At 69.0% G+C, this 26,190-nt stretch carries 23 protein-coding genes; 14 read left to right on the top strand and 9 right to left on the bottom strand.

What is annotated here, in order from left to right; all coding sequences use genetic code 11:
* The first annotated feature begins 264 nt into the window (after nucleotides 1-264).
* The 5 genes from mptB to ACM6LU_RS12040 all read left to right on the top strand — a co-directional run bounded on the left by mptB (nucleotide 265) and on the right by ACM6LU_RS12040 (nucleotide 5,690).
* Entirely contained in the window at nucleotides 265-1,851 is a 1,587-nt protein-coding gene (gene mptB, locus ACM6LU_RS12060) for a polyprenol phosphomannose-dependent alpha 1,6 mannosyltransferase MptB (RefSeq protein WP_414937962.1), read from the top strand.
* Between the two features lie 19 nt (nucleotides 1,852-1,870).
* Nucleotides 1,871-2,797, top strand: coding sequence for an ABC transporter ATP-binding protein (locus tag ACM6LU_RS12055; RefSeq protein ID WP_414937703.1), 927 nt, complete (start codon nucleotides 1,871-1,873; stop codon nucleotides 2,795-2,797).
* Nucleotides 2,794-3,594, top strand: coding sequence for an ABC transporter permease (locus ACM6LU_RS12050; RefSeq protein ID WP_414937702.1), 801 nt, complete (start codon nucleotides 2,794-2,796; stop codon nucleotides 3,592-3,594). The genes ACM6LU_RS12055 and ACM6LU_RS12050 overlap by 4 nt, the downstream gene beginning before the upstream one ends.
* A 65-nt stretch (nucleotides 3,595-3,659) precedes the next feature.
* Nucleotides 3,660-4,628 (top strand): COX15/CtaA family protein, encoded by a 969-nt coding sequence (locus ACM6LU_RS12045; RefSeq protein ID WP_414937701.1) that lies wholly within the window; start codon nucleotides 3,660-3,662, stop codon nucleotides 4,626-4,628.
* 114 nt (nucleotides 4,629-4,742) lie between these two features.
* Nucleotides 4,743-5,690 (top strand): acyl-CoA desaturase, encoded by a 948-nt coding sequence (locus tag ACM6LU_RS12040; protein WP_414937700.1) that lies wholly within the window; start codon nucleotides 4,743-4,745, stop codon nucleotides 5,688-5,690.
* Nucleotides 5,691-5,759: 69 nt separating this feature from the next.
* Here the strand turns inward: ACM6LU_RS12040 and ACM6LU_RS12035 are convergent, their stop codons facing one another.
* Both ACM6LU_RS12035 and ACM6LU_RS12030 read right to left on the bottom strand, forming a co-directional pair.
* A complete protein-coding gene (locus tag ACM6LU_RS12035; protein WP_414937699.1) occupies nucleotides 5,760-6,632 on the bottom strand; it encodes an ATP-grasp domain-containing protein in 873 nt (290 codons plus the stop codon).
* Entirely contained in the window at nucleotides 6,629-6,937 is a 309-nt protein-coding gene (locus ACM6LU_RS12030; protein ID WP_414937698.1) for a hypothetical protein, read from the bottom strand. The genes ACM6LU_RS12035 and ACM6LU_RS12030 overlap by 4 nt, the downstream gene beginning before the upstream one ends.
* Nucleotides 6,938-7,032: 95 nt before the next feature.
* Here ACM6LU_RS12030 and ACM6LU_RS12025 point away from each other — a divergent pair, with 95 nt between their 5' ends.
* Together ACM6LU_RS12025 and ACM6LU_RS12020 are read left to right on the top strand one after the other, a co-directional pair.
* Nucleotides 7,033-8,004: a quinone oxidoreductase family protein gene (locus ACM6LU_RS12025; protein ID WP_414937697.1), complete on the top strand. Its 972-nt coding sequence runs from the start codon at nucleotides 7,033-7,035 to the stop codon at nucleotides 8,002-8,004.
* A complete protein-coding gene (locus ACM6LU_RS12020) occupies nucleotides 8,001-8,534 on the top strand; it encodes a GNAT family N-acetyltransferase (RefSeq protein WP_414937696.1) in 534 nt (177 codons plus the stop codon). Before ACM6LU_RS12025 ends, ACM6LU_RS12020 begins: the two co-directional genes overlap by 4 nt.
* An 84-nt stretch (nucleotides 8,535-8,618) precedes the next feature.
* On the opposite strand, the gene ACM6LU_RS12015 is transcribed toward ACM6LU_RS12020, so the two are convergent.
* The 3 genes from ACM6LU_RS12015 to ACM6LU_RS12005 form a co-directional block, all read right to left on the bottom strand.
* Entirely contained in the window at nucleotides 8,619-9,185 is a 567-nt protein-coding gene (locus tag ACM6LU_RS12015) for an FKBP-type peptidyl-prolyl cis-trans isomerase (RefSeq protein WP_414937695.1), read from the bottom strand.
* 10 nt (nucleotides 9,186-9,195) lie between these two features.
* The gene (locus ACM6LU_RS12010; protein ID WP_414937961.1) at nucleotides 9,196-11,451 is read right to left on the bottom strand and encodes a HelD family protein; all 2,256 of its coding nucleotides are present in this window, start codon (nucleotides 11,449-11,451) and stop codon (nucleotides 9,196-9,198) included.
* A gap of 582 nt (nucleotides 11,452-12,033) precedes the next feature.
* Nucleotides 12,034-13,014 carry a heme o synthase gene (locus ACM6LU_RS12005; protein ID WP_414937694.1) on the bottom strand — a complete coding sequence of 327 codons (981 nt, stop codon included), beginning with the start codon at nucleotides 13,012-13,014 and terminating at the stop codon, nucleotides 12,034-12,036.
* 300 nt (nucleotides 13,015-13,314) lie between these two features.
* Here ACM6LU_RS12005 and tkt point away from each other — a divergent pair, with 300 nt between their 5' ends.
* From tkt to ACM6LU_RS11970, 7 genes are all read left to right on the top strand, one after another.
* Nucleotides 13,315-15,417, top strand: a complete 2,103-nt coding sequence (tkt, locus tag ACM6LU_RS12000; RefSeq protein ID WP_414937693.1) for a transketolase — start codon at nucleotides 13,315-13,317, stop codon at nucleotides 15,415-15,417.
* Nucleotides 15,418-15,426: 9 nt separating this feature from the next.
* Entirely contained in the window at nucleotides 15,427-16,539 is a 1,113-nt protein-coding gene (gene tal, locus ACM6LU_RS11995; RefSeq protein ID WP_414937692.1) for a transaldolase, read from the top strand.
* 9 nt (nucleotides 16,540-16,548) lie between these two features.
* Nucleotides 16,549-18,168, top strand: coding sequence for a glucose-6-phosphate isomerase (locus ACM6LU_RS11990; RefSeq protein ID WP_414937691.1), 1,620 nt, complete (start codon nucleotides 16,549-16,551; stop codon nucleotides 18,166-18,168).
* Complete coding sequence (gene zwf / locus ACM6LU_RS11985; protein ID WP_414937690.1) at nucleotides 18,165-19,694, top strand: glucose-6-phosphate dehydrogenase; 1,530 nt, start codon at nucleotides 18,165-18,167, stop codon at nucleotides 19,692-19,694. The genes ACM6LU_RS11990 and zwf overlap by 4 nt, the downstream gene beginning before the upstream one ends.
* On the top strand, nucleotides 19,691-20,701 hold the full coding sequence (gene opcA, locus ACM6LU_RS11980; protein WP_414937689.1) for a glucose-6-phosphate dehydrogenase assembly protein OpcA: 1,011 nt from the start codon (nucleotides 19,691-19,693) through the stop codon (nucleotides 20,699-20,701). The genes zwf and opcA overlap by 4 nt, the downstream gene beginning before the upstream one ends.
* The gene (gene pgl, locus ACM6LU_RS11975; RefSeq protein ID WP_414937688.1) at nucleotides 20,698-21,453 is read left to right on the top strand and encodes a 6-phosphogluconolactonase; all 756 of its coding nucleotides are present in this window, start codon (nucleotides 20,698-20,700) and stop codon (nucleotides 21,451-21,453) included. Before opcA ends, pgl begins: the two co-directional genes overlap by 4 nt.
* Nucleotides 21,454-22,061: 608 nt before the next feature.
* Nucleotides 22,062-23,264: a sensor histidine kinase gene (locus tag ACM6LU_RS11970; protein WP_414937687.1), complete on the top strand. Its 1,203-nt coding sequence runs from the start codon at nucleotides 22,062-22,064 to the stop codon at nucleotides 23,262-23,264.
* Nucleotides 23,265-23,398: 134 nt separating this feature from the next.
* Here ACM6LU_RS11970 and ACM6LU_RS11965 read toward each other — a convergent pair whose 3' ends face one another.
* The 4 genes from ACM6LU_RS11965 to ACM6LU_RS11950 form a co-directional block, all read right to left on the bottom strand.
* Nucleotides 23,399-23,740 (bottom strand): RNA polymerase-binding protein RbpA, encoded by a 342-nt coding sequence (locus ACM6LU_RS11965; protein ID WP_026467877.1) that lies wholly within the window; start codon nucleotides 23,738-23,740, stop codon nucleotides 23,399-23,401.
* A 65-nt stretch (nucleotides 23,741-23,805) separates the two neighbouring features.
* Complete coding sequence (secG, locus tag ACM6LU_RS11960; RefSeq protein WP_125783705.1) at nucleotides 23,806-24,036, bottom strand: preprotein translocase subunit SecG; 231 nt, start codon at nucleotides 24,034-24,036, stop codon at nucleotides 23,806-23,808.
* A gap of 155 nt (nucleotides 24,037-24,191) precedes the next feature.
* The gene (tpiA, locus tag ACM6LU_RS11955; RefSeq protein WP_414937686.1) at nucleotides 24,192-24,977 is read right to left on the bottom strand and encodes a triose-phosphate isomerase; all 786 of its coding nucleotides are present in this window, start codon (nucleotides 24,975-24,977) and stop codon (nucleotides 24,192-24,194) included.
* On the bottom strand, nucleotides 24,977-26,185 hold the full coding sequence (locus ACM6LU_RS11950; RefSeq protein WP_414937960.1) for a phosphoglycerate kinase: 1,209 nt from the start codon (nucleotides 26,183-26,185) through the stop codon (nucleotides 24,977-24,979). Before ACM6LU_RS11950 ends, tpiA begins: the two co-directional genes overlap by 1 nt.
* Nucleotides 26,186-26,190 lie beyond the last annotated feature (5 nt).

The raw sequence follows: 26,190 nt of genomic DNA, 5'->3' as shown, positions 1-26,190 counted from the left end.
GAGACGGCAAAGAGGGGTGCCTCACGGAGTGGCGCGGGTCACTTCGCCCCTGCCGGAGCTGAAGGACGCTTTACCCGCATGCGATGAGACGAAAGCGTCCTTCACCGCGTCCTACGCGGGGATGGTCCCCTTCGGCCCCGGCGGTAACCACGTACCCGTTCAGTCTGTTCCCGCGATCGCTACCCTTCGTGCGTGGCAGTGGGCGAACACCCGGCACAGCGGGACACGGACGGGGCGGTACCGGAAGACCCGGCGCCGGGATCGGTGGCGACGCTGTCCCCGGCACGCCCGCACGAACCCGAACCGCTCGACGACAGGGAACTGCGCGGGCTGAACGTGGTCCGCCGGTTCGGCGCGGTCGGTTCCCTGTTCCTCGCCCTCGGCTCGCTCGGCGCGGGTGCCGCACCGGTGATCAACCCGGTGCAGAACATCCCGGTCCTGCGGCTGTTCACCCGTATCCCCACCGTCTCGCTCGCGATGGGCCTGGCCGGGATGGCGATCATCGTGCTGAGCTGGCTGCTGCTCGGCCGGTTCGCACAGCCCGCGCGCCGCCGCCTCGCCACCCAGGGCCAGCTCGCCCGCACGATCGCGCTCTGGTGCGCGCCGCTGCTGTTCATCCCGCCACTGTTCTCCCGCGACGTCTACAGCTATCTCGCGCAGAGCGAGATCGTGGCGCGCGGGATGGATCCGTACTCCCTCGGCCCCGCCGAAGCGCTCGGTGTCTCCGATCCGCTGACCTCGGGTGTCTCCAACATGTGGCGCGAGACCCCGGCTCCCTACGGGCCGCTGCTGCTGCGCCTCGGCGGCTGGCTCGCCCCGCTGAGCAACGGGAGCATCGTCACCGGGGTACTGCTGCAGCGCGGTCTCGCGCTGATCGGCGTCATCCTGATCATCTGGGCGCTGCCCCGGCTGGCCCGGCGCTTCGGCGTGCAACCCGCCACCGCGCTGTGGCTCGGCGCGGCGAACCCGCTGCTGATCTTCCACTTCGTCGCGGGCGCCCACAACGACGCGCTGGCGATCGGCCTCATGGTGGCCGGGCTGGAGGTCGGCCTCAGCCGGATGCCGGTGCGGTTCAAGGGCGACGCTCCCCCGCCACTGGCCAAGGGCGAACTGCTGTTCATCGGGCTCGGGGTGGCGATCATCACCCTCGGCGTCGCGGTGAAGCTGAACGCGATCCTGGCGTTGCCGTTCTTCACGGTGATGGTGGCGAGACGCTGGCACGGCAAGCTCAAGGACCTGCTCACCGCGGCGGCGCCGATGGCGCTGTTGTTCGGCGTCGTGCTGGTCGCGGTCTGTTACGGCACCGGCCTCGGCTTCGGCTGGGTCGGCGCGCTCGGGACCCCTGGACTGGTCCGCTCGTGGATCTCGCCGACGTCGGAACTCGCCGCTCTCGGCGGCGTCCTCGGCATCGCGCTCGGCCTCGGCAACCACACCAACGCGATGGTGCCGATCCTCGGCACCCTCGGCTACCTCGTCGCGGGCGCCGTGACACTCAAGTTCCTCTGGGACAGCTTCAACTGGCGCTACCGGCCGATCATCGGCCTCGGCGTCTCGCTGGGCGCGGTGATGGTGCTGCACGTGGCACTGCAGCCCTGGTACCTGCTGTGGGCGATCATCCCGCTCGCCGCGGCCGCGGGAACGTCGCGGTTCCGCATCGCCGCGACGATCGTCACCGCCGTCCTGCCGTTCCTGCTGCCCACGACGGGCAGCACCTTCGACGGCCGCGGTTACGTCCTGCCGTTCGCGTGGGCCGCCGCGGGGGCGGTCACACTTCTGGGGCTGTTCATCGTCCACCGCATCTCGCCGCTGCTGCTGTCCAGACCGTCCCCGGAGCATTCGGTCCCGGCGTGAGGCCGTATCGTGACCTGTCGTGAACACCCCCGCCGTCGAGATCACCGGGCTGGTGAAACGCTACGGATCCACCACCGCGGTCGATGGACTCGACCTGCGGATGGAACGTGGCACACTGCTCGCTCTGCTCGGCCCGAACGGGGCCGGCAAGACCACCACCGTCGAGATCTGCGAAGGCTTCCTGCGCGCTGACGACGGCGAAGTCCGCGTGCTGGGCATGGACCCGGCACGGGACGGGACGGCGCTGCGGCCGCGGATCGGCGTGATGCCCCAGGGCGGCGGCGCGTATCCCGGTGTCCGGGCCGACGAAATGCTCGGACTGGTCGCGGCGTGTGCCGCGAACCCGCTCGATCCGGCCTGGCTGCTGGACATCCTCGGACTTTCGGGCGCGCGGAAGACGCCGTTCAAACGGCTTTCCGGTGGGCAGCAGCAGCGGCTTTCCCTCGCCTGCGCGCTCGTCGGACGCCCGGAACTGCTCTTCCTCGACGAGCCGACGGCGGGCATGGACCCGCAGGCCCGCCGCCTGGTCTGGGAGCTGCTCGGAGCGTTGCGCGCCGACGGGGTCAGCGTGCTGCTCACCACGCACCTGATGGAAGAGGCCGAAACGCTGGCCGACACCGTCGTGATCGTGGACCACGGCAAGGTCGTCGTCGAAGGCTCCCCACAGTCGCTGACCGTCGACGCGGGCGAGGCCGCGCAGCTGCGTTTCAAGGCGAGGACGCGGCTCGACATCGGCCTGCTGACCGCGGCACTGCCCGAAGGTCACCTCGTCCACGAGTCCGCGCCGGGGACGTACCTCGTCGAGGGCCCGATCGACCCGCAGGTCGTGTCGACGGTGACGGCGTGGTGCGCGCAGCAGGGCGTCATGCCCGAGGAACTGCAGGTCGGCAGGCGCACGCTGGAAGAGGTCTTCCTGGAGCTGACCGGACGGGAATTGCGCGCATGATCACGACGCCCGCCCCGCGGTTCGCCGCGGGCACGTTCACCCCGGCCCCCGGTCGCGGTTCGCTCGGCAAGATGCTGCGCACGCACGCGAAGGTCGAGGTGAGTCTGACCCTGCGCCACGGCGAGCAGATCCTGCTGACCCTGCTCATCCCGCTCGCGCTGCTGATCGGCCTGTCGCTGCTGGACATCCTGCCGTCGGCACAGCTCGGTTCGGCGTCCAAAGTGGACTGGATCACGCCGAGGATCCTGGCGCTGGCGGTGATGTCGTCCGCGTTCACCGGACAGGCCATCGCACTCGGCTTCGACCGCCGATACGGTGTCCTCAAACGGCTTTCCGCCACCGCGCTGCCCCGCTGGCTGCTCGTCGCCGGCCGGGTGACCGCCGCGCTGGTCGTGGTCGCGCTGCAGGCCGTGATCCTCGGTGCCGTCGCCGCGCTGCTGGGCTGGTCGCCGTCGCTCGGCGGAATCCTCGGTGCGATCCCGTTCCTGATCGTCGGCACGTTCGCGTTCGGCGCGCTGGGGTTGCTGCTCGGCGGGGCGCTGCGCGCGGAAGCGGTGCTGGCGCTGGCGAACATCGTCTGGTTCGTGCTGCTGCTCGCCGGCGGCATCCTGCTGGCGCCGTCGACGATGCCGTCCGGCGTCGCGACGATCGTGGAATTGCTGCCCTCGGGCGCGCTCGCCGAAGGTCTGCGGTCGGTGCTGCTGAACGGCTCGTTCGGCTGGGGCCCGTTCGCGGTCCTCGTCGGCTGGGGTGTCGTCGCGGGCGCGCTGGCGAGCAAGACCACCCGCCTCACCTGAGGCGGCGGACACAGCGGGTGCGGCCGGTGGAACGCTCTCAGGAACGGCGTTCTAGCATCGAAGGCGTGCCGTTCCAGAGCCTTGTAGCGCGTCTGCCGTATCCCTCGTTCGCGGTTCAGCGAGCGGTCGCGATGGCGGCGGTGATCGCACAGGCCGGAATCGGCGTCACCGGCTCGGTCGTCCGCGTCACCGGCTCGGGCCTCGGCTGCCCGACCTGGCCGCAGTGCGTCGAAGGCAGCATCGTGCCCGTGGCACACCCGGAATTCGACGCGCTCACCCAGTGGATCGAATTCGGGAACCGGATGCTGACCGGCGTCGTCATCGCCGTCGCCGCGCTGTGCGTGATCACCGCCTGGCGTGTACAGATCGAGCACCCGAGCCGCCGTCGTCTGGTGAAACTGGCCTGGACGATGCCCGCGGGCGTGCTGCTGCAGGCCGTCGTCGGCGGGATCACCGTGCTCGCGAAGCTCGAATGGTGGACCGTCGCACTGCACTTCCTTGCCTCCACTCCCCTGGTCTGGCTCGCGGTCCTGCTGCTGCGCGCGTTCAAGGAGGGTGACGAGCCCGCCCGCTGGCTGATCCCGGACGCGGGCCGCAAGACGCTGGTCGTGCTCGCCGCCGTGATGTGGGCCGTCCTCATCGCCGGCACCACGGTCACCGGTGCGGGACCGCACGGCGGCGACCCCGGCACCCACCGGTTCCAGGCGCCGATCGAGACGCTCACGCAGATCCACGGCGGGCTGCTGGTGGCCTACCTGATCGTGCTGGCCGTGTTCGGGCTCCAGCTGATGCGTGGCAGCACGCCGAAGCAGCTGTGGAGGCGCTACAGCGTCGTGTGGGTCATCGCGCTCGCTCAGGGCGTCCTGGGCTCGGTGCAGTACGCGCTGGGTGTGCCGGAGGCGTTGGTCTCGTTCCACGTCCTCGGCTCCGCGGCGGTGATCATCGCGACGGCGGCGTTGTGGTGTGGCTCACGCGATCGCGGTCCCGCGCCGTTTGCCGAGGCCCCCGAGCGGGAACTAGCCACCTCGAACTGACCCCTCGGCAAACCGGACGTAACCCCCGGGCGGCGTGCGCGCCAGACGATGCCCTTACGCTGCGTTCGGTGCCCCACACGGGGGTCACCTCCGAGTCGAGTCACGAGGTGTCGCATGACCGCCAGCACGGAGCCGGACGCACCGGCCAGTCAGTCCAAACCCCTGATCTCCCACCGCAGAGGGGCTGGGGAGATGCTGATACTCAAGACTTTTCTGCTGGTCCCGTTCGTCGCCCTGCTCGCCGCCGTGCCGATCGTGTGGGGCTGGGGCATGACCTGGGTCGACCTCGCGCTGGCGGCCGTGTTCTACACGCTGGGAACGCTCGGGGTGACCGTCGGGTACCACCGCTACTTCACCCACGGCGCCTTCAAGGCCGGCCGCCCGTTGCGGATCGCGCTCGCCATCGCCGGCGGTTTCGCGGTGCAGGGGTCGGTCATCTTCTGGGTGGCCAGCCACCGACGTCACCACGCCTTCGCCGACCGCGAAGGCGACCCGCACTCCCCCTGGCTGTTCGGAACGTCGCCCACGGCGCTGCTGCGCGGGTTCTGGCACGCGCATATGGGCTGGATGTTCGGCCGCGAGGTGACCAACTACGAGCGCTTCGCGCCGGACCTGGTGGCCGACAAGGATCTTCGCGTCGTGAACCGCTACTTCTGGCTGTGGATCACGCTCAGTCTCGCGCTGCCCGCGGTGCTCGGCGGGCTGATCAGCTGGTCGTGGTGGGGTGCGGTGACCGGGTTCTTCTGGGCCGGGCTGGTCCGGATCGCATTCCTGCACCACGTCAGCTGGTCGGTGAACTCGATCTGTCACCTGATCGGCGAGCGCCCGTTCGCCAGCCGTGACAAGGCGGCCAACTTCTGGCCGCTGGCGATCCTTTCCATGGGCGAGTCGTGGCACAACTCCCACCACGCCGACCCGACCTGCGCGCGGCACGGCGTCCTGCGCGGACAGGTCGACGTTTCGGCGCGGGTGATCTGGCTGTTCGAGAAGTTCGGCTGGGCGCGGGACGTGCGGTGGCCGAAACCCGAACGTCTGGCCGCGAAACGCGTGAAACCCGCCTAAGGCCCCGCATTTCGTCCTCTAGTTGCGGTACTTGCACACGCATCTACCGCAACTAGAGGACGACTTGCGTCAGGAGAGTTGCTGCCGCACAGCCGAGGCGAAGCGCCAAGCGGCGTCGGCGTCGGTCTGCCGGAAGCCGAGCGACGGCTCTACGAGTTCCAGTTCCAGCAACAGCGGCCTGCCGTCCGGACCGGCGACGAGATCGACGCGGGCGTAGAGCAGTTCCGCGCGCAAGATGCCGAGCAGCGCCGCCGTCGCGTCCAAAACGTCTTCGGCCAAGGCCCGGAATTTCGCGGGCGGCTGCACGGGCGCGAGCTTTTCCGTGACGTACAAACCGGATTCGTCGAGTTCCCGGCCCAGCATCGCGGCCTTCGAGAACGCGTGCGAGTACACGCCGCCGAAGTACACCAGCGCGAGCTCGCCTTCACTGTCCACGCTGGGCTGATACGGCTGCATCACTGCGGTGTGGCCCTCGCCGTGAAGACTCTTCAGATGCGACGCGGCGTCTTCGGCGCGGGCCGGCGTGAACTTCCCGACGCCCCGGGAGCCGGCACCGATCGCGGGCTTCAGCACGAAATCGCTCTTGGGCCAGCGCGGTGTCTCGTCCCCCGGTGCGATCAAGGTCGTCGGCACGACCGAGACCCCGGCGTCGCCGAGTTCCGCCAGATAGGACTTGTCGGTGTTCCAGCGCGCGACTTCGGCCGAGTTGGACAGCACGGGCACGGTTTCGGCCCAGGACAGGAACTCGTCGCGACGCTCGGCGTAGTCCCAGGTGGCGCGCAGCACGACGATGTCCGCGGCGCCGAAGTCGACGGTCGTGTCGTCCCAGGCCGCCCAGCGGGTCTTGAAGCCGAGGTCGGCCATCGCCTCGGGAACGGCGTGTTCGTCACCGTCGCCTTCCGGCAGTGCGGAGCACGCGACGAAGATCGCGGAACCGCTCACTTCCCCGCCATCCGGCGGCGGTGCTCGGCACCGATCTTGGTGGCCTTCACGGTCTCGCTGTCCCACTCGGCGGGCTCGAGGTCTTCGACGGCCTCGACCAGCGCCTCGCCTGCCTCCATGGAGACGACGACGACGTCGCCGAGCGCGCCGTCGGCGCCCACGAGCACGACCCTGGCACCGATCCGCCCGATGTTCTCCACCACCGCGCGCGACGGTTTCCCGTGCCGCTTGACGAAGTCACGGGCGGCCGCGACCTGGCGCGACGTCGGGGCGGCGGTCTCGGTCTTCTCTTCGGTCTCAGCCACGGGCCGAGCTTAACCGCGAAAGGCCCGCGACGCGGAATAACCGTGGCGTCGGCCATAGTTGTCCCGGTCGGAACGACCTTGAACGAGGAGGATGTATGCCCACGGCAGTGCAGATCCGGCGAACCGGCGGTCCCGAAGTCCTTGAGCTGTCCGAAGTCGAGGTCGGCGAACCCGGTGCCGGGGAATTGCTGGTGGACATCGCTGCGGCGGGCGTCAACTACATCGACACCTATCACCGCGAGGGCATCTACCCCATCGACACGCCGTTCATCCTGGGCATGGAGGGCGCGGGCACGGTCGCCGCGATCGGCGACGGCGTGACCGGTTTCGCCGTCGGCGATCGGGTCGCCTGGCAGGGCTCGCTGGGCAGCTACGCCCAGCGCCGTCTGCTCCCCGCCTCGGTCGCGGTGAAGATCCCGGACGGCGTGACCGAGGAGACCGCCGCCGCGACGATGCTGCAGGGCGTCACCGCGCACGCGCTCATCGCCTCGACCTACGAGGTCAAGGCCGGTGACGACGTCCTCGTCCACGCCGCCGCGGGCGGGATGGGCCTGCTGCTGGTCCAGCTCGCCAAGGCCCGCGGCGCACGGGTGATCGGCACCGTCTCCACCGCCGAGAAGGCCGAACTCGCCACGGAGGCGGGTGCGGACGACGTCATCCGCTACGACCAGGTCGACTTCGCCGAGGCGGCCCGTGAACTCACCGGCGGCAAGGGCGTCGCGGTGGTCTACGACGGCGTCGGCAAGTCCACTGTGGACGGCAGCCTGGCGAGCCTGAGGATCCGCGGCCTGCTCGCCCTCTACGGCGCGGCCAGCGGCCCGGTGCCACCGATCGACCCGCAACTGCTCAACCGCAGCGGCTCGGTGTACCTCACCCGCCCGACCTCAGCGCACTACGTGCTCACCCGCGAGGAACTGGAGTGGCGGGTGAACGAACTGTTCGCCGCCGTGCGGGACGGCTCGCTGAACATCAGGATCGGCGGCCGCTATCCCCTGGCCGAAGCCAGCCAGGCGCACGAAGATCTGCAGGGGCGGCGCACCACCGGCAAGCTCCTGCTGATTCCGTGACCGTGATCTGGCCGGAGCAGGTCCGGCTCACCGGGGAAGGCCTCGTGCTGCGCGACTGGATCGAGGACGACGTCGCGTTCATGCCCGGCCTGTTCCACAACCCCGCCGTCGCGCGCTTCACGCCGTTGCCGTCTCCGTTCGACGAGGTGGCGGCGAAGGGGCACTACGAGAAGAGTCTCACCCGTCGCATGGACGGGACGGGGCGGCGGCTCGCCATCACGGTCGACGGCGGCGAGCCACTCGGCGAAGTGGTGCTGTTCCTACCGGAAGAAGGCCACGTCGAACTCGGCTACGCGGTCGGCCCGGCCCACCGCGGACAAGATCTCGCGGCACGGTCTCTCCGGGTGCTCACCGCCTACGCGCTGGAACACGGTCTCGGGCCGCTCCGGCTGAAGATCGACGCGCAGAACACGGCGAGCGTGGCCGTCGCACGCCGCGTCGGCTACGCCGTCACCGACAGGGAACCTGAGGTGAAGGTCGAGAAGGGCCTGGAGATCACCCTGCTCACCTGGGAGTACGCCGGGAGCTGAAGGGGACTTTCCCCGCATCGCATGCAGCGAAGGGGCCCTTCACCGCGTGAGATGCGGGGAAGGGCCCCTTCAGCTCCAGTGAGCTCAGCCCTTGTCGGTCGGGACACTCACGGCGTCAGTGACGAACACGAGCGTCTCGTTCGGCGCGATGCCGTTGCCGCCCTGACCGTAGCCGAGGTCCGGCGGGATGATCAGCAGCCGCCGCGCGCCCTGCTTGATCCCTTCCAGGCCCTGGTCCCAGCCCTTGATGACCATGCCGGCGCCGAGGTCGAGTTCGAACGGCTCGCCGCGGTCGAAGGAGCTGTCCAGCTTCTGCTTGTTGGACCAGGTGACCAGCGAGTAGTTCATCTTCAGCTTCGCGCCCGCCTTGGCGCCCTCGCCGGTGCCGGGCTCGAGGTCCTTGGTGATGAGCTTCTTCGGCGGGTCGCAGTCGTCCGGGATGGTGATGGTCGGCGCCTCCCCGAATTTCCCGGTGGTCTTGACGTCGTCCGCCGTGCACTCCTTGCCCTTCGAAGCGGCGCCTGCCTCGCTGGAGGACGACGGGGCGGGGGCGGGGCTGGAAGCCGAGCCTGCGGTGTTCTGCTTCTCGCCACAGGCCGCCAGGGCGAGGACGCCCGCGCCGATGACCACGATCTTGCCGAATGTGCGCATGCGGCCGACCTTAGCCAAGACCCTCCAGCGCCGGAACAAGGTCACCGGTCTGCACTACGCCCATCCGACGGGTCGCCCTGGTCAGGGCGACGTAGAGATCGTTGAGCCCGCGCGGGGACCCGGCGACGATCTCGTCAGGGGCGACCAGCACCACCGAGTCGAACTCCAGGCCCTTCGCCCGCTCCACCGCCATCACCGACACGCGGTCCCCTGTCTCGCCGAGCGCCTCCGACACCGTCTCGATCAGCGGGACCGGGCACAGCACGGCGACCGTCCCACCGTCCACGGCGGACAGTTCCGCCGCCACGAGACCGGGCAGCCCGGCGGCGAGTTCCGCCGGTTCCACGGAGCGCAGCCATGGCTCGAAACCCGTCTCCCGCACCGAAACCGGCGCTTCCAGCGCGGGATCGACGTCGGCGAGCACGCGGGACGCGACGGCCATGATCTCCGCCGGGGTCCGGTAGTTCACGGTCAGCTCTTCGAGCCGCCAACGATCGGCGACGTACGGCGACAGCACCTCGCCCCACGTCCGCGCTCCCCCTGCCGCCCCGGTTTGGGCGACGTCACCGACGAGCGTCATCGACCGGTTCGGCGACCGGCGCATCAGCAGCCGCCAGTCCATCGCGGTCAGTTCCTGCGCCTCGTCGACGATCACGTGCCCGAAGGTCCAGGTGCGGTCCTGGGCCGCCCGCTGCGCCGCGGTCATCTCGCTGCGGCGCTGCTGACGTTCGGCGAACAGTTCGGCGTCGAGGACGTCGCCCACCCGCAGCAGTTCCTCGTCGATGATCTCCTCGTCCTGTTCGAGGATGTCGAGCACGCCTTCCGCGTAGGCGCGGTCTTCCCGCTCCCGGCGGGCGCGCTCGACCCTCGCGTCGGTGTCGTCCTCGCCGAGCAGCTCGGCGAGTTCGTCGAGCAGCGGGACGTCGGCCGGGCTCCACTTGGCGTCCGTCGGGCTGTAGAGGTGCTCACGATCGGTGTCCGACAAGGCTTTCCCGGACGCGCTGCGCAACCGTTCGCGCTCGGCGAACAGCTCGTCGAGCACGATCTCGGGGGTGAGCGTGGGCCACAACCCGTTGATCGCGGCGGCCACCTTCTTGTCGGCGGAGACCTCGGCACGGATGTCCTGGACGTCCCGCGCGTCGAGCAGGTCCTCCCCCAGTCTGCGGGCGGCCTGGCGGGTCAGCGCGTCGAGGAGGTCGGAGACGAAGATCCGCCGGGCCAGGTTGTGCGGGCGGCGCGACCGGCGGGCCCGCGTCCTGGCCTCGGTGCAGGTCTTGCGGTCGAGCATGAGGATCTCGCGCTCGAACTCGATCTCCAGCACCGGTTCCGGCACGCGCTGCCGGTCGCGGACGGCGTTGGCGAGCACGTCGGCCATCACCGGACGGCCCTTGATCTCCGCGGCCTCGCGGGTGACCGGCCCGGTGGCGTCGAGGCCCGGGTACAGCTGCCCGATCGTGGCCAGCAGCACCCCGGTCTCGCCCAGCGACGGCAGGACCTGCCCGATGTAGCGGAGGAACGTGCTGTTCGGCCCGACCACCAGCACGCCGCGCGTGGTGAGCTGCTGCCGGTGCGTGTAGAGCAGGTACGCCGCGCGGTGCAGCGCGACCGCGGTCTTACCGGTACCCGGCCCGCCCTGTACCACCAGGACGCCGTTCGGCGACGCGCGGATGATGCGGTCCTGCTCGGCCTGGATGGTGGCGACGATGTCACTCATCTCACCGGTGCGGCGGCGTTCGAGCGCGGCCAACAGCGCCGCCTCGCCCGCGAGACCGAGGTCCTGCCCCTGGTCGGCGGCGGAGAGATCGAGGATCTCGTCGTCGACGCCGACGACCTTCCTGCTCAGCGACCGGATGTGGCGACGTCGGCGGACGCCTTCGGGCGAGGCGGCGGTGGCCAGGTAGAAGGGCCGCGCGACCGGCGCACGCCAGTCGACGAGCAGCGGGCGGTACTCGTCGTCCTCGTCGAACAGCCCGAGCCGCCCGACGTAGGTGGTCTCTTCGGCATGATCGGGCAGGAAGTCGAGACGGCCGAAGCACAGGCCCTGCTCGACGGAACTCAGCTGGGACAGCCTGTCGGTGTACAGCGTCGTGGCGACGTCACGTTCGGTGCGCGCCTGCGGGGTGCCGCCGGTCTGGCGCAGCGTCTGGTCGAGCCTGCGCTGCGCGTCGACGCGTTCGGCGTCGAGCTTGCGGTAAAGGGTGGTGACGTACTCCTGCTCGAGCGCGACGTCCTGCTCGAGCGCGTCGAGTTCCCGGTCCGGGGACACGGACAAAAGCAGCCTGCTTTCGAGAGGTGGGACAGGGGCCGAAAGGGTTACAACGGCGCCCGCCATCATCTCATTCCCTCCCGGTCACCCGGACCAGGAGGAAGGCCACCAGGTGGGGAGCGGCCGGAGGCCGTGAGTGACAAGGGCGGCTACCACTCGAGACCCTCATGGCGATCTGGCCGTTTCGCGTGATGGGTTGGACGGCACGCGTGACGGGGCGGACGACACGCGTGCGGCCGGGCTCAGCGGCGAACCGTCCCTCTGGACACGCGTGTCGTCCATCTGGTCACGCGAGTCGTCCCGCTGGTCACACGAACCCGCCGCCCTTGATCCTCAACGTCCTGCCACTCGCGCCCCCCCAACGATCACCGGCGCCCTGAACCACCTGAAGTACAGGAACCGTGCGAAGGCCGAGATTGCTCGGCTGAGCCGAGGGAACGGAGGGCCTGACACGCGGCGTCATCGTGGCTGTGGTGCTGCTGAGACCAGCGTGACATTCCGGCGTGGGGTGAGGGGAACTTTGAGGGACCCAGGGTCCCTCAAGGGGTCCTTCACGGACCGAGGCCTTCACGCGCTAAGAGGTCAGAAGGGCGGGCCGATGACCGGCAGGCCGATGGCCGAGTCCACGGCCAGCGCGACGAACACGATCATCAGGTACGTGTTCGAACGGTGGAACAGCGACATCGGCTTGGTCTCCTCACCACGCCGCACCGCCGCGTTCAGGCTGTGCGCGTAGAAGAGGAACCAGCCGCCCGCCAGGATCGCGAACGTCGTGTAGATCCAGCTCGTCACCGGGACCAGCAGCAACGTCCAGGCGACCATCACCCACGAGTAGATGACGATCTGCCGCGCCACGTACTGCGGGGTGGCGACCACCGGCAGCATCGGCACACCGGCGCGCTCGTAGTCGTCGCGGTACTTCATGCCCAGCGCCCAGGTGTGCGGTGGGGTCCAGAAGAAGATGACGCCGAACATCACGAACGCGGGCCACTCGACGGTGCCGGTGACGGCGGACCAGCCGATGATGACCGGCATGCAGCCCGCCGCGCCGCCCCAGACCACGTTCTGTGACGTGCGCCGCTTCAGCAGCAGCGTGTAGACGAAGATGTAGAACAAGATCGTCGCGATCGCGAGAATCGCCGAGAGCAGATTCACCGTGAAATAGAGCACGACGGCCGACAGGACACCGAGCGCGAGACCGAAGATCAGCGCACCACGACGAGGAACCGATTCCTTCACCAGCGGGCGGCGCTTCGTGCGGTTCATCACCTTGTCGATGTCCGCGTCGATGACGCAGTTCAAGGCGTTGGCGCTACCGGCGGCCATGGTCCCGCCCACGAGCGTCGCGAGCACCAGCCACGGCGACGGGATTTCCCTGCCTGCCAGGAACATCGCGGGAATCGTGGTGACGAGGAGTAGCTCGATCACCCTGGGCTTCGCGAGGGCGGCGTACGCGCCGACGACCTGGCGGATTGTTCGCCGGCCACCGTGCGGTCGTTCACCGGTCGGATGTACGGCGCTGGTGTTGTCACTGCGTCCGTGCGCAGCGTTCACCAACGACATTTCACTCCCTGCGTCAGTTTGCGGGCCGGGGTCCGTCAGGCTTCCGGGTGATGTGGCGGGCCCCGGATCCCTGCGTTTGAACCCTTCCTCGATGTTAGACGTGCTGTTTCCAGAGGGTGATCGCGGGTCCTCGACCGGCCGAACCATTAGGCTGGCCGCGGTAGGTCGCGGCGTACCTGAAGCGAACGGCCCGGAGCAGGAATATCGTCCTTTCCGGATCGATTGAGATTAGTAGCGGTACACGTGGGTTACCCATGAGGGAAGAGAAGCCACAACCTGATGACGGGGAGTTCGAGTTCAGTGTCCGAAACCGCCTCTACCAGCGAGAAGAACCCACTCCTCCGGCGTAACGTGCCCGCCGACTGGACCGACCTCGACACGCGGGCCGTCGACACCGTTCGGGTGCTCGCCGCGGACGCGGTCGAGAACTGCGGCAGCGGTCACCCCGGTACCGCGATGAGCCTGGCGCCGCTCGCCTACACGCTCTTCCAGCGGACGCTGCGTCATGACCCGGCGGACCCGGAGTGGCCCGCCCGTGACCGGTTCATCCTCTCCGCGGGTCACTCGAGCCTCACCCTCTACATCCAGCTGTACCTCGCCGGGTTCGGCCTGGAGCTGGAAGACCTGAAGCAGCTCCGCAAGTGGGACTCGAAGACCCCGGGTCACCCGGAGTACCGCCATACCAAGGGCGTCGAGACCACCACCGGCCCGCTCGGCCAGGGCCTGGCCAACGGCGTCGGTATGGCGATGGCCGCCCGCCGCGAGCGCGGCCTGCTGGACCCGGAGCCCGCCGTCGGCGAGAGCATCTTCGACCACTACGTCTACGTGATCGCCTCCGACGGTGACATCGAGGAGGGCGTCACCGCCGAAGCCTCGTCGATCGCCGGCCGCCAGGAGCTGGGCAACCTCATCGTTTTCTGGGACGACAACGAGATCTCGATCGAGGACGACACCAAGATCGCGCTGTCCGAGGACGTCGTGAAGCGCTACGAGGCCTACGGGTGGCACACCCAGGTGGTCGAGGGTGGCGAGGACGTCGTCGCGATCGAAGAGGCCATCAAGGCCGCGAAGGCGGAGACCGAGCGCCCGTCGTTCATCGCGCTGAAGACCGTCATCGGGTACCCGGCGCCGAAGAAGATGGGCACCGGCAAGGCCCACGGCGCCGCGCTCGGCGCCGAAGAGGTCGCCGCGGTCAAGGAGATCCTCGGCTTCGACCCCGAGCAGAACTTCCAGGTCGACGACGAGGTCATCGCGCACACCCGCCACGCCGTCGACCGCGGCAAGACCGCACGCGCCGCGTGGCAGGAGAAGTTCGAGGCGTGGGGCACCGCCAACCCGGAGCGCAAGAAGATCGCGGACCGGATGTCCACCCGCACGCTGCCCGAGGGCTTCGCGGACAACCTGCCGAAGTGGGAGCCGGACGCCAAGGGCATCGCGACCCGCAAGGCCTCCGGTGAGGTGCTCAACGCCCTCGCCGACCCGCTTCCCGAGCTGTGGGGTGGCTCCGCGGACCTCGCGGAGAGCAACAACACGACCATGAAGGGGGCCGACTCGTTCGGCCCGGAGAAGGCTTCCACCGACATGTGGAAGACCAGCCCGTACGGCCGGACGCTGCACTTCGGCATCCGCGAGCACGCGATGGGCTCGATCCTCAACGGCATCGCGCTGCATGGCGGCACCCGTCCCTACGGTGCGACGTTCCTGATCTTCTCCGACTACATGCGCCCGCCCGTGCGGCTGGCCGCGCTGATGAAGGCGCCGATCACCTACGTGTGGACGCACGACTCGATCGGCCTCGGCGAGGACGGACCGACCCACCAGCCGATCGAGCAGCTCTCCTCGCTGCGCGCGATCCCCGGCCTCAACGTCGTCCGCCCGGCGGACGCCAACGAGACCGCATACGCGTGGAAGGCCGTCCTGGAGGACGTCCACCACCCGTCGGGCCTCGCGCTGACCAGGCAGAACGTGCCGGTCCTGGAGGGCACCAGCGCCGAAGGCGTCAAGCGGGGCGGTTACGTCCTCGCCGAAGCGTCCGACGGTAAACCCCAGGTCGTGCTGATCGCGACCGGCTCCGAGGTCCAGCTGGCCGTCGAGGCCCGCAAGACCCTCGAGGCCGACGGCATCCCGGCGAGTGTCGTCTCGATGCCGTGTGTCGAGTGGTTCGACGCGCAGGACCAGTCCTACCAGGACTCCGTCCTTCCGCCGTCGGTCAAGGCACGCGTCTCCGTCGAAGCCGGTATCGCCCTTTCGTGGCACCGCTTCACCGGTGATGCCGGGGAGAACGTTTCGATCGAGCACTTCGGTGCGTCGGCCGACGCCGGCACGCTGTTCCGCGAGTTCGGTATCACCGCGGAGGCAGTCGTCGAGGCCGCCCGTCGCTCGATCTCCAACACCAAGAACTAAGGGGAAAGCATGAGCAACGACAAGCTCGCGCAGCTGTCCGAGGCCGGAGTTTCGATCTGGCTCGACGACCTGTCCCGTGAGCGCCTGAACACCGGCAACCTCGCCGGCCTGATCCGCGACAAGCACGTCGTGGGCGTGACGACCAACCCGACGATCTTCGCCAACGCGATGTCGAAGGGCGAGGCCTACGACGAGCAGACCAAGGAGCTCGCCGCCCGCGGCGCCGACGTCGAGGCCGCCATCCGCGAGCTGACCACCACCGACGTACGCAACGCCGCGGACCTGTTCCGCGACGTCTACACCGCCACGAACGGGGTCGACGGCCGGGTGTCCATCGAGGTGGACCCGCGGTTGGCCAAGGACTCCGACAAGACGCTGGCCGAGGCGCAGGACCTGTGGAAGACCGTGGACCGGCCGAATGTGCTGATCAAGATCCCGGCCACCGAAGAAGGTCTCCCGGCCATCACCAAGACCCTGGCCGAAGGCATCAGCGTCAACGTCACGCTGATCTTCTCGGTCGAGCGGTACCGGGCGGTCATCGAGGCCTACTTCGCCGGGCTCGAGCAGGCCAAGGCCAACGGCCACGACCTCAAGGGCATTCACTCGGTCGCGTCGTTCTTCGTGTCCCGTGTGGACACCGAGATCGACAAGCGACTCGAAGGCATCGGCACCGACGAGGCGAAGGCGCTGCGCGGTGAAGCCGCCCTCGCCAACGCGCGGCTCGCGTACGCGGCGTTCGAGGAGCTTTCCGCTTCGGACCGCTGGAAGGCGCTCGCCGAGGCGGGTGCGAACGCGCAGCGTCCGCTGTGGGCCTCCACCGGTGTGAAGGACCCGGAGTACTCCGACACCCGCTACGTGGACCAGCTGGTCGTCAAGGACACGGTCAACACGATGCCGGAGAAGACCCTCGACGCCGCGGCGGACCACGCCGACGTCACCGGCGACACGGTGACCGGCAAGGGCGCCGACGCGCAGGCCGTCTTCGACAAACTGAGCGCTGTCGGCATCGACATCACCGACGTGTTCCTCACCCTCGAGAACGAGGGTGTCGAGAAGTTCGAGAAGTCCTGGGTGGAGCTTCTCGAGACCGTCACCGGGCAGCTGGAAAAGGCAAAGGACTGATCACCGACCATGGCAGGGGAAACGACCGGCGTCGAAATTGTCGACGCCGCCCTGGCCGGCGAAGCCGCTCCGTTCGCGGAGCGGCTTGTCGCCGATCAGGTCGCATCGAAATTGGCGTCCCAGGACGCCACACTGTGGGGTCCCGAAGCCGAGTCCGAAGCGTCGATCCGTCTCTCGTGGACGACGCTGCACAAGTCCTCGCGGCCGTTGATCGGCGAGATCGAGGCGTTGCGGACCGACCTGCGTTCGGAGGGCGTCGACCGCGTCGTCCTCGCGGGCATGGGCGGTTCTTCGCTGGCCCCCGAGGTGATCACCGCTACGGACGGCGTCGCGCTGACCGTCCTCGACACCACCGATCCTGGACAAGTCGCCAACGCGCTCGCCGGTGACCTGGAGCGCACGGTCATCGTCGTGTCGTCGAAGTCCGGCGGCACCGTCGAGACCGACAGCCACCGGCGGATCTTCGCGAAGGCCTTCGCCGACGCGGGCATCGACGCGGCACGGCGGATCGTGGTCGTCACCGACCCGGGCTCGCCGTTCGCGGATCTGTCCGAAAAGGAGGGTTACCGCAAGGTCTTCCTCGCCGACCCGAACGTCGGCGGCCGCTACTCGGCGCTGACCGCGTTCGGGCTCGTCCCGTCCGGGCTCGCCGGCGCGGACATCGCCCGCCTGCTCGACCAAGCCGCTTCGGCCGCCGAGACCCTGGCCGCCGACTCGGCGGACAACCCCGCGATCAAGCTCGCGGCGGCGTGGGTCGCGGCGCACGAAAAGGGCGCCGAGAAGGTCGTCATCGCCGACACGGGATCTGGCATCAAGGGCTTCGCCGACTGGGCGGAGCAGCTGATCGCCGAGTCCACCGGCAAGCAGGGCACCGGCCTCCTCCCGGTCGCCGTCGAGGGCCCGGAGTCCCCCGGGTTCGCCGACGCCAAGGACGACGCCACTCCGGTGGCCGTCGGTCAGGCCGAAGGCACCGCGAAGATCTCGGTGACCGGCTCACTCGGCGCGCAGTTCCTGCTGTGGGAGTTCGCGACCGCGTTCGCCGGACGGCTGCTCGGGATCAACCCGTTCGACCAGCCCGACGTCGAGGCCGCCAAGAAGGCCGCGCGGGCGCTGCTCGACAACCCGGACGCGCTCAAGGGCGGCGAAGAGCCGTCCACTGTGGACGGCGCGGTCGAGGTGTTCGGCGCGGCAGGCGTGTCGACGGACGGGAAGCTCGCGGACATTCTGCGGGCTTTCTTCGACTCCGCCCCCCAAACTGGCTACATCGCGGTGCAGGCGTACCTCGACCGTCTCGACGACGCGTCGACGTCGCTCCTGCGCGGCGAGATCGCCAAGCGGACCGGCCGTCAGACCACCTTCGGGTGGGGGCCGCGGTTCCTGCACTCCACCGGGCAGTACCACAAGGGCGGGCACCAGAACGGTGTCTTCCTGCAGATCACCGGCGCGGTCGAGCAGGATCTCGACGTGCCGGACCGGCCTTACACGCTCGGCGTCCTGCAGCACGCGCAGGCGCTCGGTGACGGCCAGGTGCTCGCGGAGCACGGTCGTCCGGTGCTGCGCCTGCACCTCACCGACCGGGCAGCCGGCCTGGCCGAACTGGTCCGCGCGGTGCAGGAGGCAGGCGAGTGACCCGAGCCTGGAACAACCCGCTGCGCGACCCGCGCGACAAGCGGCTGCCGCGGATCGCCGGGCCGTCCAGCCTGGTGATCTTCGGCGTGACCGGCGACCTCGCCCGCAAGAAGCTGATGCCGGCGATCTACGACCTCGCCCACCGCGGGCTGCTGCCGGCCGGGTTCTCGCTGGTCGGCTTCGCCCGCCGGGACTGGGAGCACCAGGACTTCGGCGAGCTCGTGCACGACTCGGTCAAGGAGCACGCGCGGACGCCGTTCAAGGAGTCGGTGTGGAACCGGCTCGCCGAAGGCATCCGGTTCGTCCAGGGCACCTTCGACGACGATGACGCCTTCGACAGGCTCGCGCAGACGGTCAAGGACCTCGACGCCGAACGCGGCACCGGTGGCAACACCGCGTTCTACCTGTCGATCCCGCCGAGCGCGTTTCCGGTGGTGACCAAGCAGCTCGCCCGCTCCGGCCTCGCCGACGCGAGTGAGGAGACCTGGCGCCGCGTCGTCATCGAGAAGCCGTTCGGCCGCGATCTCAAGAGTGCCAAGGAACTCAACGAGATCGTGAACGACGTCTTCCCCGAGGAGTCGGTGTTCCGCATCGACCACTACCTCGGCAAGGAGACGGTGCAGAACCTGCTGGCGCTGCGATTCGCGAACCAGCTGTTCGAGCCGATCTGGAACGCCAACTACGTCGACCACGTGCAGATCACCATGGCCGAGGACATCGGTCTCGGCGGCCGCGCGGGATACTACGACGGCATCGGCGCCGCGCGCGACGTCATCCAGAACCACCTGCTGCAGCTCCTCGCGTTGACCGCGATGGAGGAGCCGGTCTCGTTCGCGCCGCGTGCGCTGCGCTCCGAGAAGGTCAAGGTGCTTTCGGCGACGAAGCCACTGGGCCCGCTCGACGAGACCACCGCGCGCGGGCAGTACGCGGGCGGCTGGCAGGGCGGCATGAAGGTGCCGGGCCTGCTGCAGGAAGACGGTTTCGCGAAGGACTCGACCACCGAGACCTACGCCGCGGTGACGCTGGAGGTGCAGAACCGCCGCTGGGCGGGCGTACCGTTCTACCTGCGCACCGGCAAGCGGCTGGGCCGCCGGGTCACCGAGATCGCCGTGGTGTTCAAGCGGGCGCCGCATCTGCCGTTCGACTCGACCTCGACCGAGGAACTGGGCCAGAACGCGCTGGTGATCCGGGTGCAGCCCGACGAGGGCATCACGCTGCGGTTCGGGTCGAAGGTGCCGGGGACCACGATGGAGGTCCGCGACGTCACCATGGACTTCGGCTACGGGCACGCGTTCACCGAGTCCTCGCCGGAGGCCTACGAGCGGCTCATCCTGGACGTGCTGCTCGGCGAACCGTCGCTGTTCCCGGTGAACGAAGAGGTCGAACTGTCCTGGGAGATCCTGGACCCGATCCTCGACCAATGGGCCAAGAAGGGCGCGCCCGAGGCGTACCCGCCCGGCTCGTGGGGACCGCCGTCCGCGGACGAAATGCTGGAGCGTACCGGCCGGAACTGGAGGCGTCCGTGATCATCGACCTGCCGTCGACCACGACGTCGCAGCTGAACAAGAAACTCGTCGAAATCCGCGAACAGGGCGGGCAGGTGGCACTCGGCCGGGTGCTGACGCTGGTCATCGTGGCCGACGACGACGACCGGCTCGAAGAGGCGATCGAAGCCGCCAACGAAGCCAGCCGGGAGCACCCCTCGCGGGTGATCGTGGTGGCCAAGGGCGCGCGGACCGCGGCACCGCGGATCGACGGCCAGATCCGGGTCGGCGGCGACGCCGGCGCGAGCGAGGTCATCGTCCTGCGGCTCTACGGTCCGCTGGCCTCGCAGGGGCAGAGCGCGGTCGTGCCGCTGCTGCTGCCGGACGCGCCGATCGTCACCTGGTGGCCGGGCACCGGTCCGAAGGCTCCGGCCAAGGACCCGCTCGGTGAGCTGGCCCAGCGCCGGATCACCGACTCCGCCGCGGAAAAGTCACCTATAAGAGCACTCACCACCCGGGCGAAGTCCTATGTGGAGGGTGACACCGATCTGGCATGGACCAGGCTGACCAGCTGGCGCGCCCAGCTGGTGTCCGCCTTGGACCTTCCGCCGCACGAGAAGGTCACCGGCGCGACCGTGACCGGTGAAACCGACTCGCCGTCGACCGAACTGCTCGCGGGCTGGCTGGCCGAGTACCTCAAGGTGCCGGTGAAGCGGGTCAAGAGCACCGGTGCCGCGGGCATCATCTCGGTGACGCTGGAGCGGCGTTCCGGCCCGGTGGAACTGCACCGGCCGGACGGGCGGGTCGGCACGCTGACCCAGCCGGGCCAGCCGACGCGGCGGATCGCCCTGCAGCGGCGGGACAACAAGGACTGCCTGATCGAGGAACTGCGGCGGCTCGACCCGGATGAGGTCTACGAGGCTTCGCTGAACGGGCTCGGCAAGATCTCGTCGGGCACCGCGGTCAAGGCCGCTCCGGCGAAGAAGGCAGCTCCGGCCGCCGCCAAGAAGAAGGCCGCTGTCACCGCTTCGAAGAAAAGCACCTCATGAGCAAGTCCGAGGTCGTCATCTACGAGAACCCGGACCTCCTGGCCGCCGCCGCGGCGGCCAGGCTGGTCACCCGGATTGTGGACGTCCAGGCCGCCAAGGGCTCCGCTTCGGTGGTGCTCACCGGTGGCGGGACCGGGATCGCGATCCTGAAGGAACTGCGCGACTCCAGTGCCCGCGACGCCATCGACTGGTCACGTCTCGACGTCTACTGGGGCGACGAGCGTTTCGTCCCGGCGGACTCCGACGAACGCAACGAGAAGCAGGCCCGCGAGGCCCTGCTCGACCACGTCCCGCTCGACCCGAAGCGGGTGCACGCCATGGCACCCTCCGACGGCGAGTTCGGCGATGACGTCGACGCCGCGGCCGCCGCGTATGCGGAGGTCTTGGCGGCCAACGACGCGGCTTTCGACATCATGCTGCTGGGCCTCGGCGGGGAGGGGCACACCGCCTCGATCTTCCCCGAGAGCCCGGCGGTGCACGAGAGGGAGCGTTCGGTCGTCGCGGTACGCGACTGCCCGAAGCCGCCACCGACCAGGATCTCGCTGACCCTGCCCGCGATCCGTCGCGCGCAGGACATCTGGCTGGTCACCGGCGGCGACGCCAAGGCGGACGCCGTCGCGCAGGCGCTGGCCGGTGCGGGCGAGGTCCAGATCCCGGTGGCGGGAGCACGCGGCAGCCGTCGCACGCTCTGGCTGCTGGACCGGGGCTCCGCCTCGAAGCTCACGAAGGTCTACCAAACGCCTGCGGGCTGACCTTCTATCGCACGTGAAGGCCCCCTTCTCTCGGCTGAGCTGAGGTAAGGGGGCCTTCACGCGTTTGAGGATGCCTAGGGGCACTGTGGCTGCTGTGCCTGTGGCTGGCGGGGCATGGCACGAGTGGGCTGAAGGGGCCCTTCACCGCATGTGACGCGGGCAAAGCGCCCTTCGCCGAGTAGGACCCGGGGAAAGTCCCCTTCAGCCGGGTTCATCGACGACACCCCCATGGCGGAAGTCCGTGAAGGTCTCTCTTCCCTACCCTGAAAGGAAGGGAAGGACGCACGAAAGGGTCACCGTGCGACCACGAAAAGTGACGAAGATCAAAAAAGGCATCACCGGCGTCACAACTCGCGCCGGTACCCGTCGAAGTGATCAACGGACCACCGAGCCCAGGTGGTCCGTTGTGGATCCGACCGACCGAACGTTCATGCACTTGTCCGCAGAACGGACAGTGACCGGACAGTCGCTAGCCCGACCGGGGGAAACTTACCGCCCTAATACATCCACCCGTTAGCATCCGCACATTTGTTCGTTCCTGCGCGTCCCGATCGGGCGAAGAACACGTCTCTTCATTCAAGTCCACAAGACGAGTGAGGTCGCCAGCGATGAGCACAGAGGGTCTCTCGATGCCAGGTATCTCGGTGGGTGGCTCCGGAGCGGACGCCGCCGACCGCATGCGCCGTGCCGCCGGGGTCATGTCGTTCGCCAAGATCAAGCGTCCGGCGCTGGTCGCGCTGGGAGTCGACACGCTCGCGATCTTCCTGGCCGCACTCGACGTCTGGCTGGTGATCCCCGAGAAGGCCCAGCCGTACTCCATCTACCTGTCCGGCGCCGCCTGCCTCGGCCTCGCCTTCCGCCGCAAGCTGCCGTTCCTCGCGGTGATCGTCACCGTCCCCGGCTTCCTGGCTGGCTGGTCTCAGCTGGCCGCGATGATCGCGCTCGGCTTCCTCGCCACCCGCAAGCAGATGCACTGGCAGACCTGGACCGGGTTCGCGCTCGTCTTCACCTGCCGGTTCGTCCAGTGGCCGCTGGCCGACTTCGTCGAACTCAGCTGGCGCGAACACGTCCTGGACGGCATCTACGGCGTCATCGTCGCCGGCATGCCGGTGGCCATCGGCCTGCTCATCGGGGCGAGGGCCGAGATCTCGCAGAAGCTCTCCGAACTCGCCGCCAGCCGCGACCGTGAACGCCGCTTCCACGCCGACGCCGTCCGAGCGGAGGAGCGCGCCCGGCTGGCTCGCGAGATGCACGACGTCGTCTCGCACCAGATCACGCTCATCGCGATGCAGGCCGGCGCGCTGCAGGCGCAGACCACCGACCCCCGCTCGCTCGAGACCGCGCTGGTCATCCGGAAACTGAGCACCAAGACGCTCGAAGAGCTGCGTTCACTCGTGAGCGTGCTGCGCTCGGGCTCCGAGGACGACGGACCGCGACCGGGGATCAACGAACTCGACCGGCTGATCCGAGGCTCGGACGTCCCGGTGCACCTCACCGTCGAGCGGATCCCCGACCTCCTGCCCAGCCAGGTTTCGGCGGCGGCCTACCGGACCGTGCAGGAATGCCTGACCAACGTGCACAAGCACGCACCGGGTGCCACCGCGACCATCCGGATCCAGGGCGAGCATGGTTCGCTCAAGGTCGAAATACGCAATGAGCGCGCCCGGACGTCCGGTGCGGCCCTGCCCTCGGGAGGGCATGGGCTGACCGGACTGGCCGAACGCGCTCGACTGCTGGGTGGGAGCTTCGAGACCGCCGACACCGAGGACGGCGGGTTCCGGGTGCGTGCCCGGTACCCGCTCGACCGGTGACCGGCCGGGCGGCGGAGCTGCGCTGAACCCGCCCGGCGCAGAGCACACCCCGCCAACCTGGTGTTGGCATGCCAAACGGGCGCACCCTGGCGACGGGATCGCGGACGCGGGCATCAGCCCTGGAATACCGGAGGCTAGATCTCCCGGCGCTGGCGCAACCGCTCCAGCGCCTCGGCGAGGATGGCCTCGCCGTCGGCGTCGGAACGCCGTTCCTTCACGTAGGCGAGATGGGTCTTGTAGGGCTCGGTCCGCGGCGCGGCAGGCGGGTTCTTCTCGTCCTGCCCGCCGGGGAGCCCGCAGCGTGGGCAGTCCCACTCTTCGGGAATCTCGGCGTCCATCGAGAACGACGGTTGCGCCTCGTGCCTGTTGGCACACCAGTAGGAAATACGGCGCCGCGGCGCCGACTCACCCCGTTCCGATTCGCCCGAAGGACCGGCACCCACGCGGGTGCCCCGAATCGCGTTACCGCCAACCATGAATCCTCACACCTATAGGGATCGGCGGCGCGCCCCCCATAGGCACGCCGAAACACCTGGATCGATCAGACCTTGAGCAGGAGCCCGAGGCCGATGATGCTGATCAGCCACACCGAACCCAGCAACACCGTGATCCGGTCGAGGTTCTTCTCCGCCACACTCGAGCCGGACAGGCTCGACTGCATACCGCCACCGAACAGCGACGACAGGCCGCCACCACGACCGCGGTGCAGCAACACGGCTACCACCAGGAAAAAGCTGGAGGCGATCAACAGGATTTGCAGGAACAGCTTCATGTCATCCTCTGCGCTCTTGGAGAATGCAGGAGTACGGTGCGCACCGGCAGTGCAGTGCTATCGGACACACTGTCTACCTGAACACACCGTACTCCTGGACTCGTCCACTGCTGTGTGACGGACCGAATACACAGGCTACCCCGTTTGTGCCCCGATCAGGGCAGGGGCCCGCCCGCGGCGAGCGCGCAGAGTTTGGTGAACTCGTCACCATCCAGGCTGGCACCACCAACGAGGGCACCATCGATGTTCTCGCAGGCGACGAGGTCACTGATGTTGTTGGCCTTCGCCGAGCCGCCGTAGAGCACCCGGACCGAGGACGCGACCTCGGCACCGAACTTCTCGGCGAGGGTGGCGCGGATGGCTCCGCACACCTCCTCGGCGTCCTGCGGGGTCGCGACCTTGCCGGTCCCGATGGCCCAGACCGGTTCGTAGGCGACGACAACGTCCTTGACCTGCTCGGCCTTGAGCCCCTTGAGGCCCTCGACCAGCTGGGTCGTGGTGTGGGCGATGTGCTCGCCCGCCTCGCGGACCTCGAGCTTCTCCCCCACGCACAGGATCGGTGTGATGCCGTGCTTGAGCGCGGCCTTGACCTTCTTGTTGACGAGTTCGTCGGACTCGGCGTGGTACTCGCGCCGCTCCGAGTGCCCGACGGTGACGAAGCTGCAGCCCAGCTTCTTCAGCATCACGCCCGACACGTCACCGGTGTAGGCACCGGAGTCGTGCGGCGACAGGTCTTGGGCGCCGTAGGTGAGCGACAGCTTGTCGCCGTCGGTCAGCGTCTGGACGCTGCGGATGTCGGTGAACGGCGGCAGGACCGCGACGTCGACCTTCGCGTAGTACTTCTCCGGCAGGGCGAAGGCGATCTTCTGAACCAGCGCGATGGCTTCGAGGTGGTTCTGGTTCATCTTCCAGTTGCCGGCGATGAGCGGTTTACGCGCCACTAGTCGTTCTCTCCCAGCACAGCGACTCCGGGCAGTTCCTTGCCCTCCAGGTACTCCAGCGACGCGCCGCCGCCGGTCGAGATATGCGAGAAGCCGTCCTCGGGGAGGCCGAGCTGTCGCACGGCCGCGGCGGAGTCGCCACCGCCGACCACGGTGAAGGCGTCGCTCTTGACGAGCGCCTCGGCCACGGCACGGGTGCCGCCGGCGAAGGACTCGAATTCGAAGACGCCCATCGGGCCGTTCCAGAACACGGTCGCCGCGTCGGCCAGCTTGCCCGCGAACAGCTCGCGGGACTTCGGGCCGATGTCGAGACCCATGCGGTCGGCCGGAATGGCCGTCGCGTCGACGACGTCGAACTCGGCGTCGGCGGCGAAGCCCGTCGCGGCGAGGACATCCACCGGCAGGATCAGCTCGACACCGCGCTTTTCCGCCTCGGCGAGGAAGCCGCGGACCTGCTCCAGCTGGTCTTCCTGCAGCAGCGAGTTGCCGACCTCGTGGCCCTGGGCCTTGAGGAAGGTGTACGCCATGCCGCCGCCGATGAGCAGCCTGTCGACCTTGGTCAGCAGGTTGGCGATCACGCCCAGCTTGTCCGACACCTTCGCGCCGCCGAGCACGACCACGTACGGCCGCGCGAGATCCTCGGTGAGCTTCTTGAGGACGTCGACCTCGGCCAGCACCAGACCGCCCGCATATGCCGGAAGCGCCCGCGCGATCTCGTAGACCGAGGCCTGCTTGCGGTGCACGACACCGAAACCGTCGGAGACGAACGCGCCGCCCGGGACGAGCGCGGCCAGCTCGGCGGCCAGTTCCTGGCGCTCCGCTTCGACTTTGCTGGTCTCGCGCGCGTCGAAGCGCACGTTCTCCAGCAGGGCCACCTGACCGTCGGTCAGGCCCGCGACGGTGGCCTTGGCGGATTCGCCGACCAAGTCACCCGCCAGCGGGACATCGACGCCGAGCAGCTCGGTGAGTTTCGCGGCGACGGGCGCGAGCGAGAACTTCGGGTCCGGCTCGCCCTTGGGGCGGCCGAGGTGCGCCGTGACGACCACCTTCGCGCCCGCCTCGGCGAGGCGCTTGAGGGTCGGCAGGGCCGCGCGGACGCGGCCGTCGTCGGTGATCTTCCCCCCGTCGAGCGGGACGTTCAGGTCGGACCGTACGAGTACGAACCGGCCTGAGACGTCCTCGCCCAGCAGGTCTTCGAGTTTCTTCAGCGCCA

The sequence above is a fragment of the Amycolatopsis sp. cmx-11-51 genome, from assembly GCF_047608665.1.
Lineage (GTDB): Bacteria > Actinomycetota > Actinomycetes > Mycobacteriales > Pseudonocardiaceae > Amycolatopsis.
The sequence above is the reverse complement of the archived record's forward strand: the minus strand, read 5'-3'. Positions and strand labels throughout refer to the sequence as shown.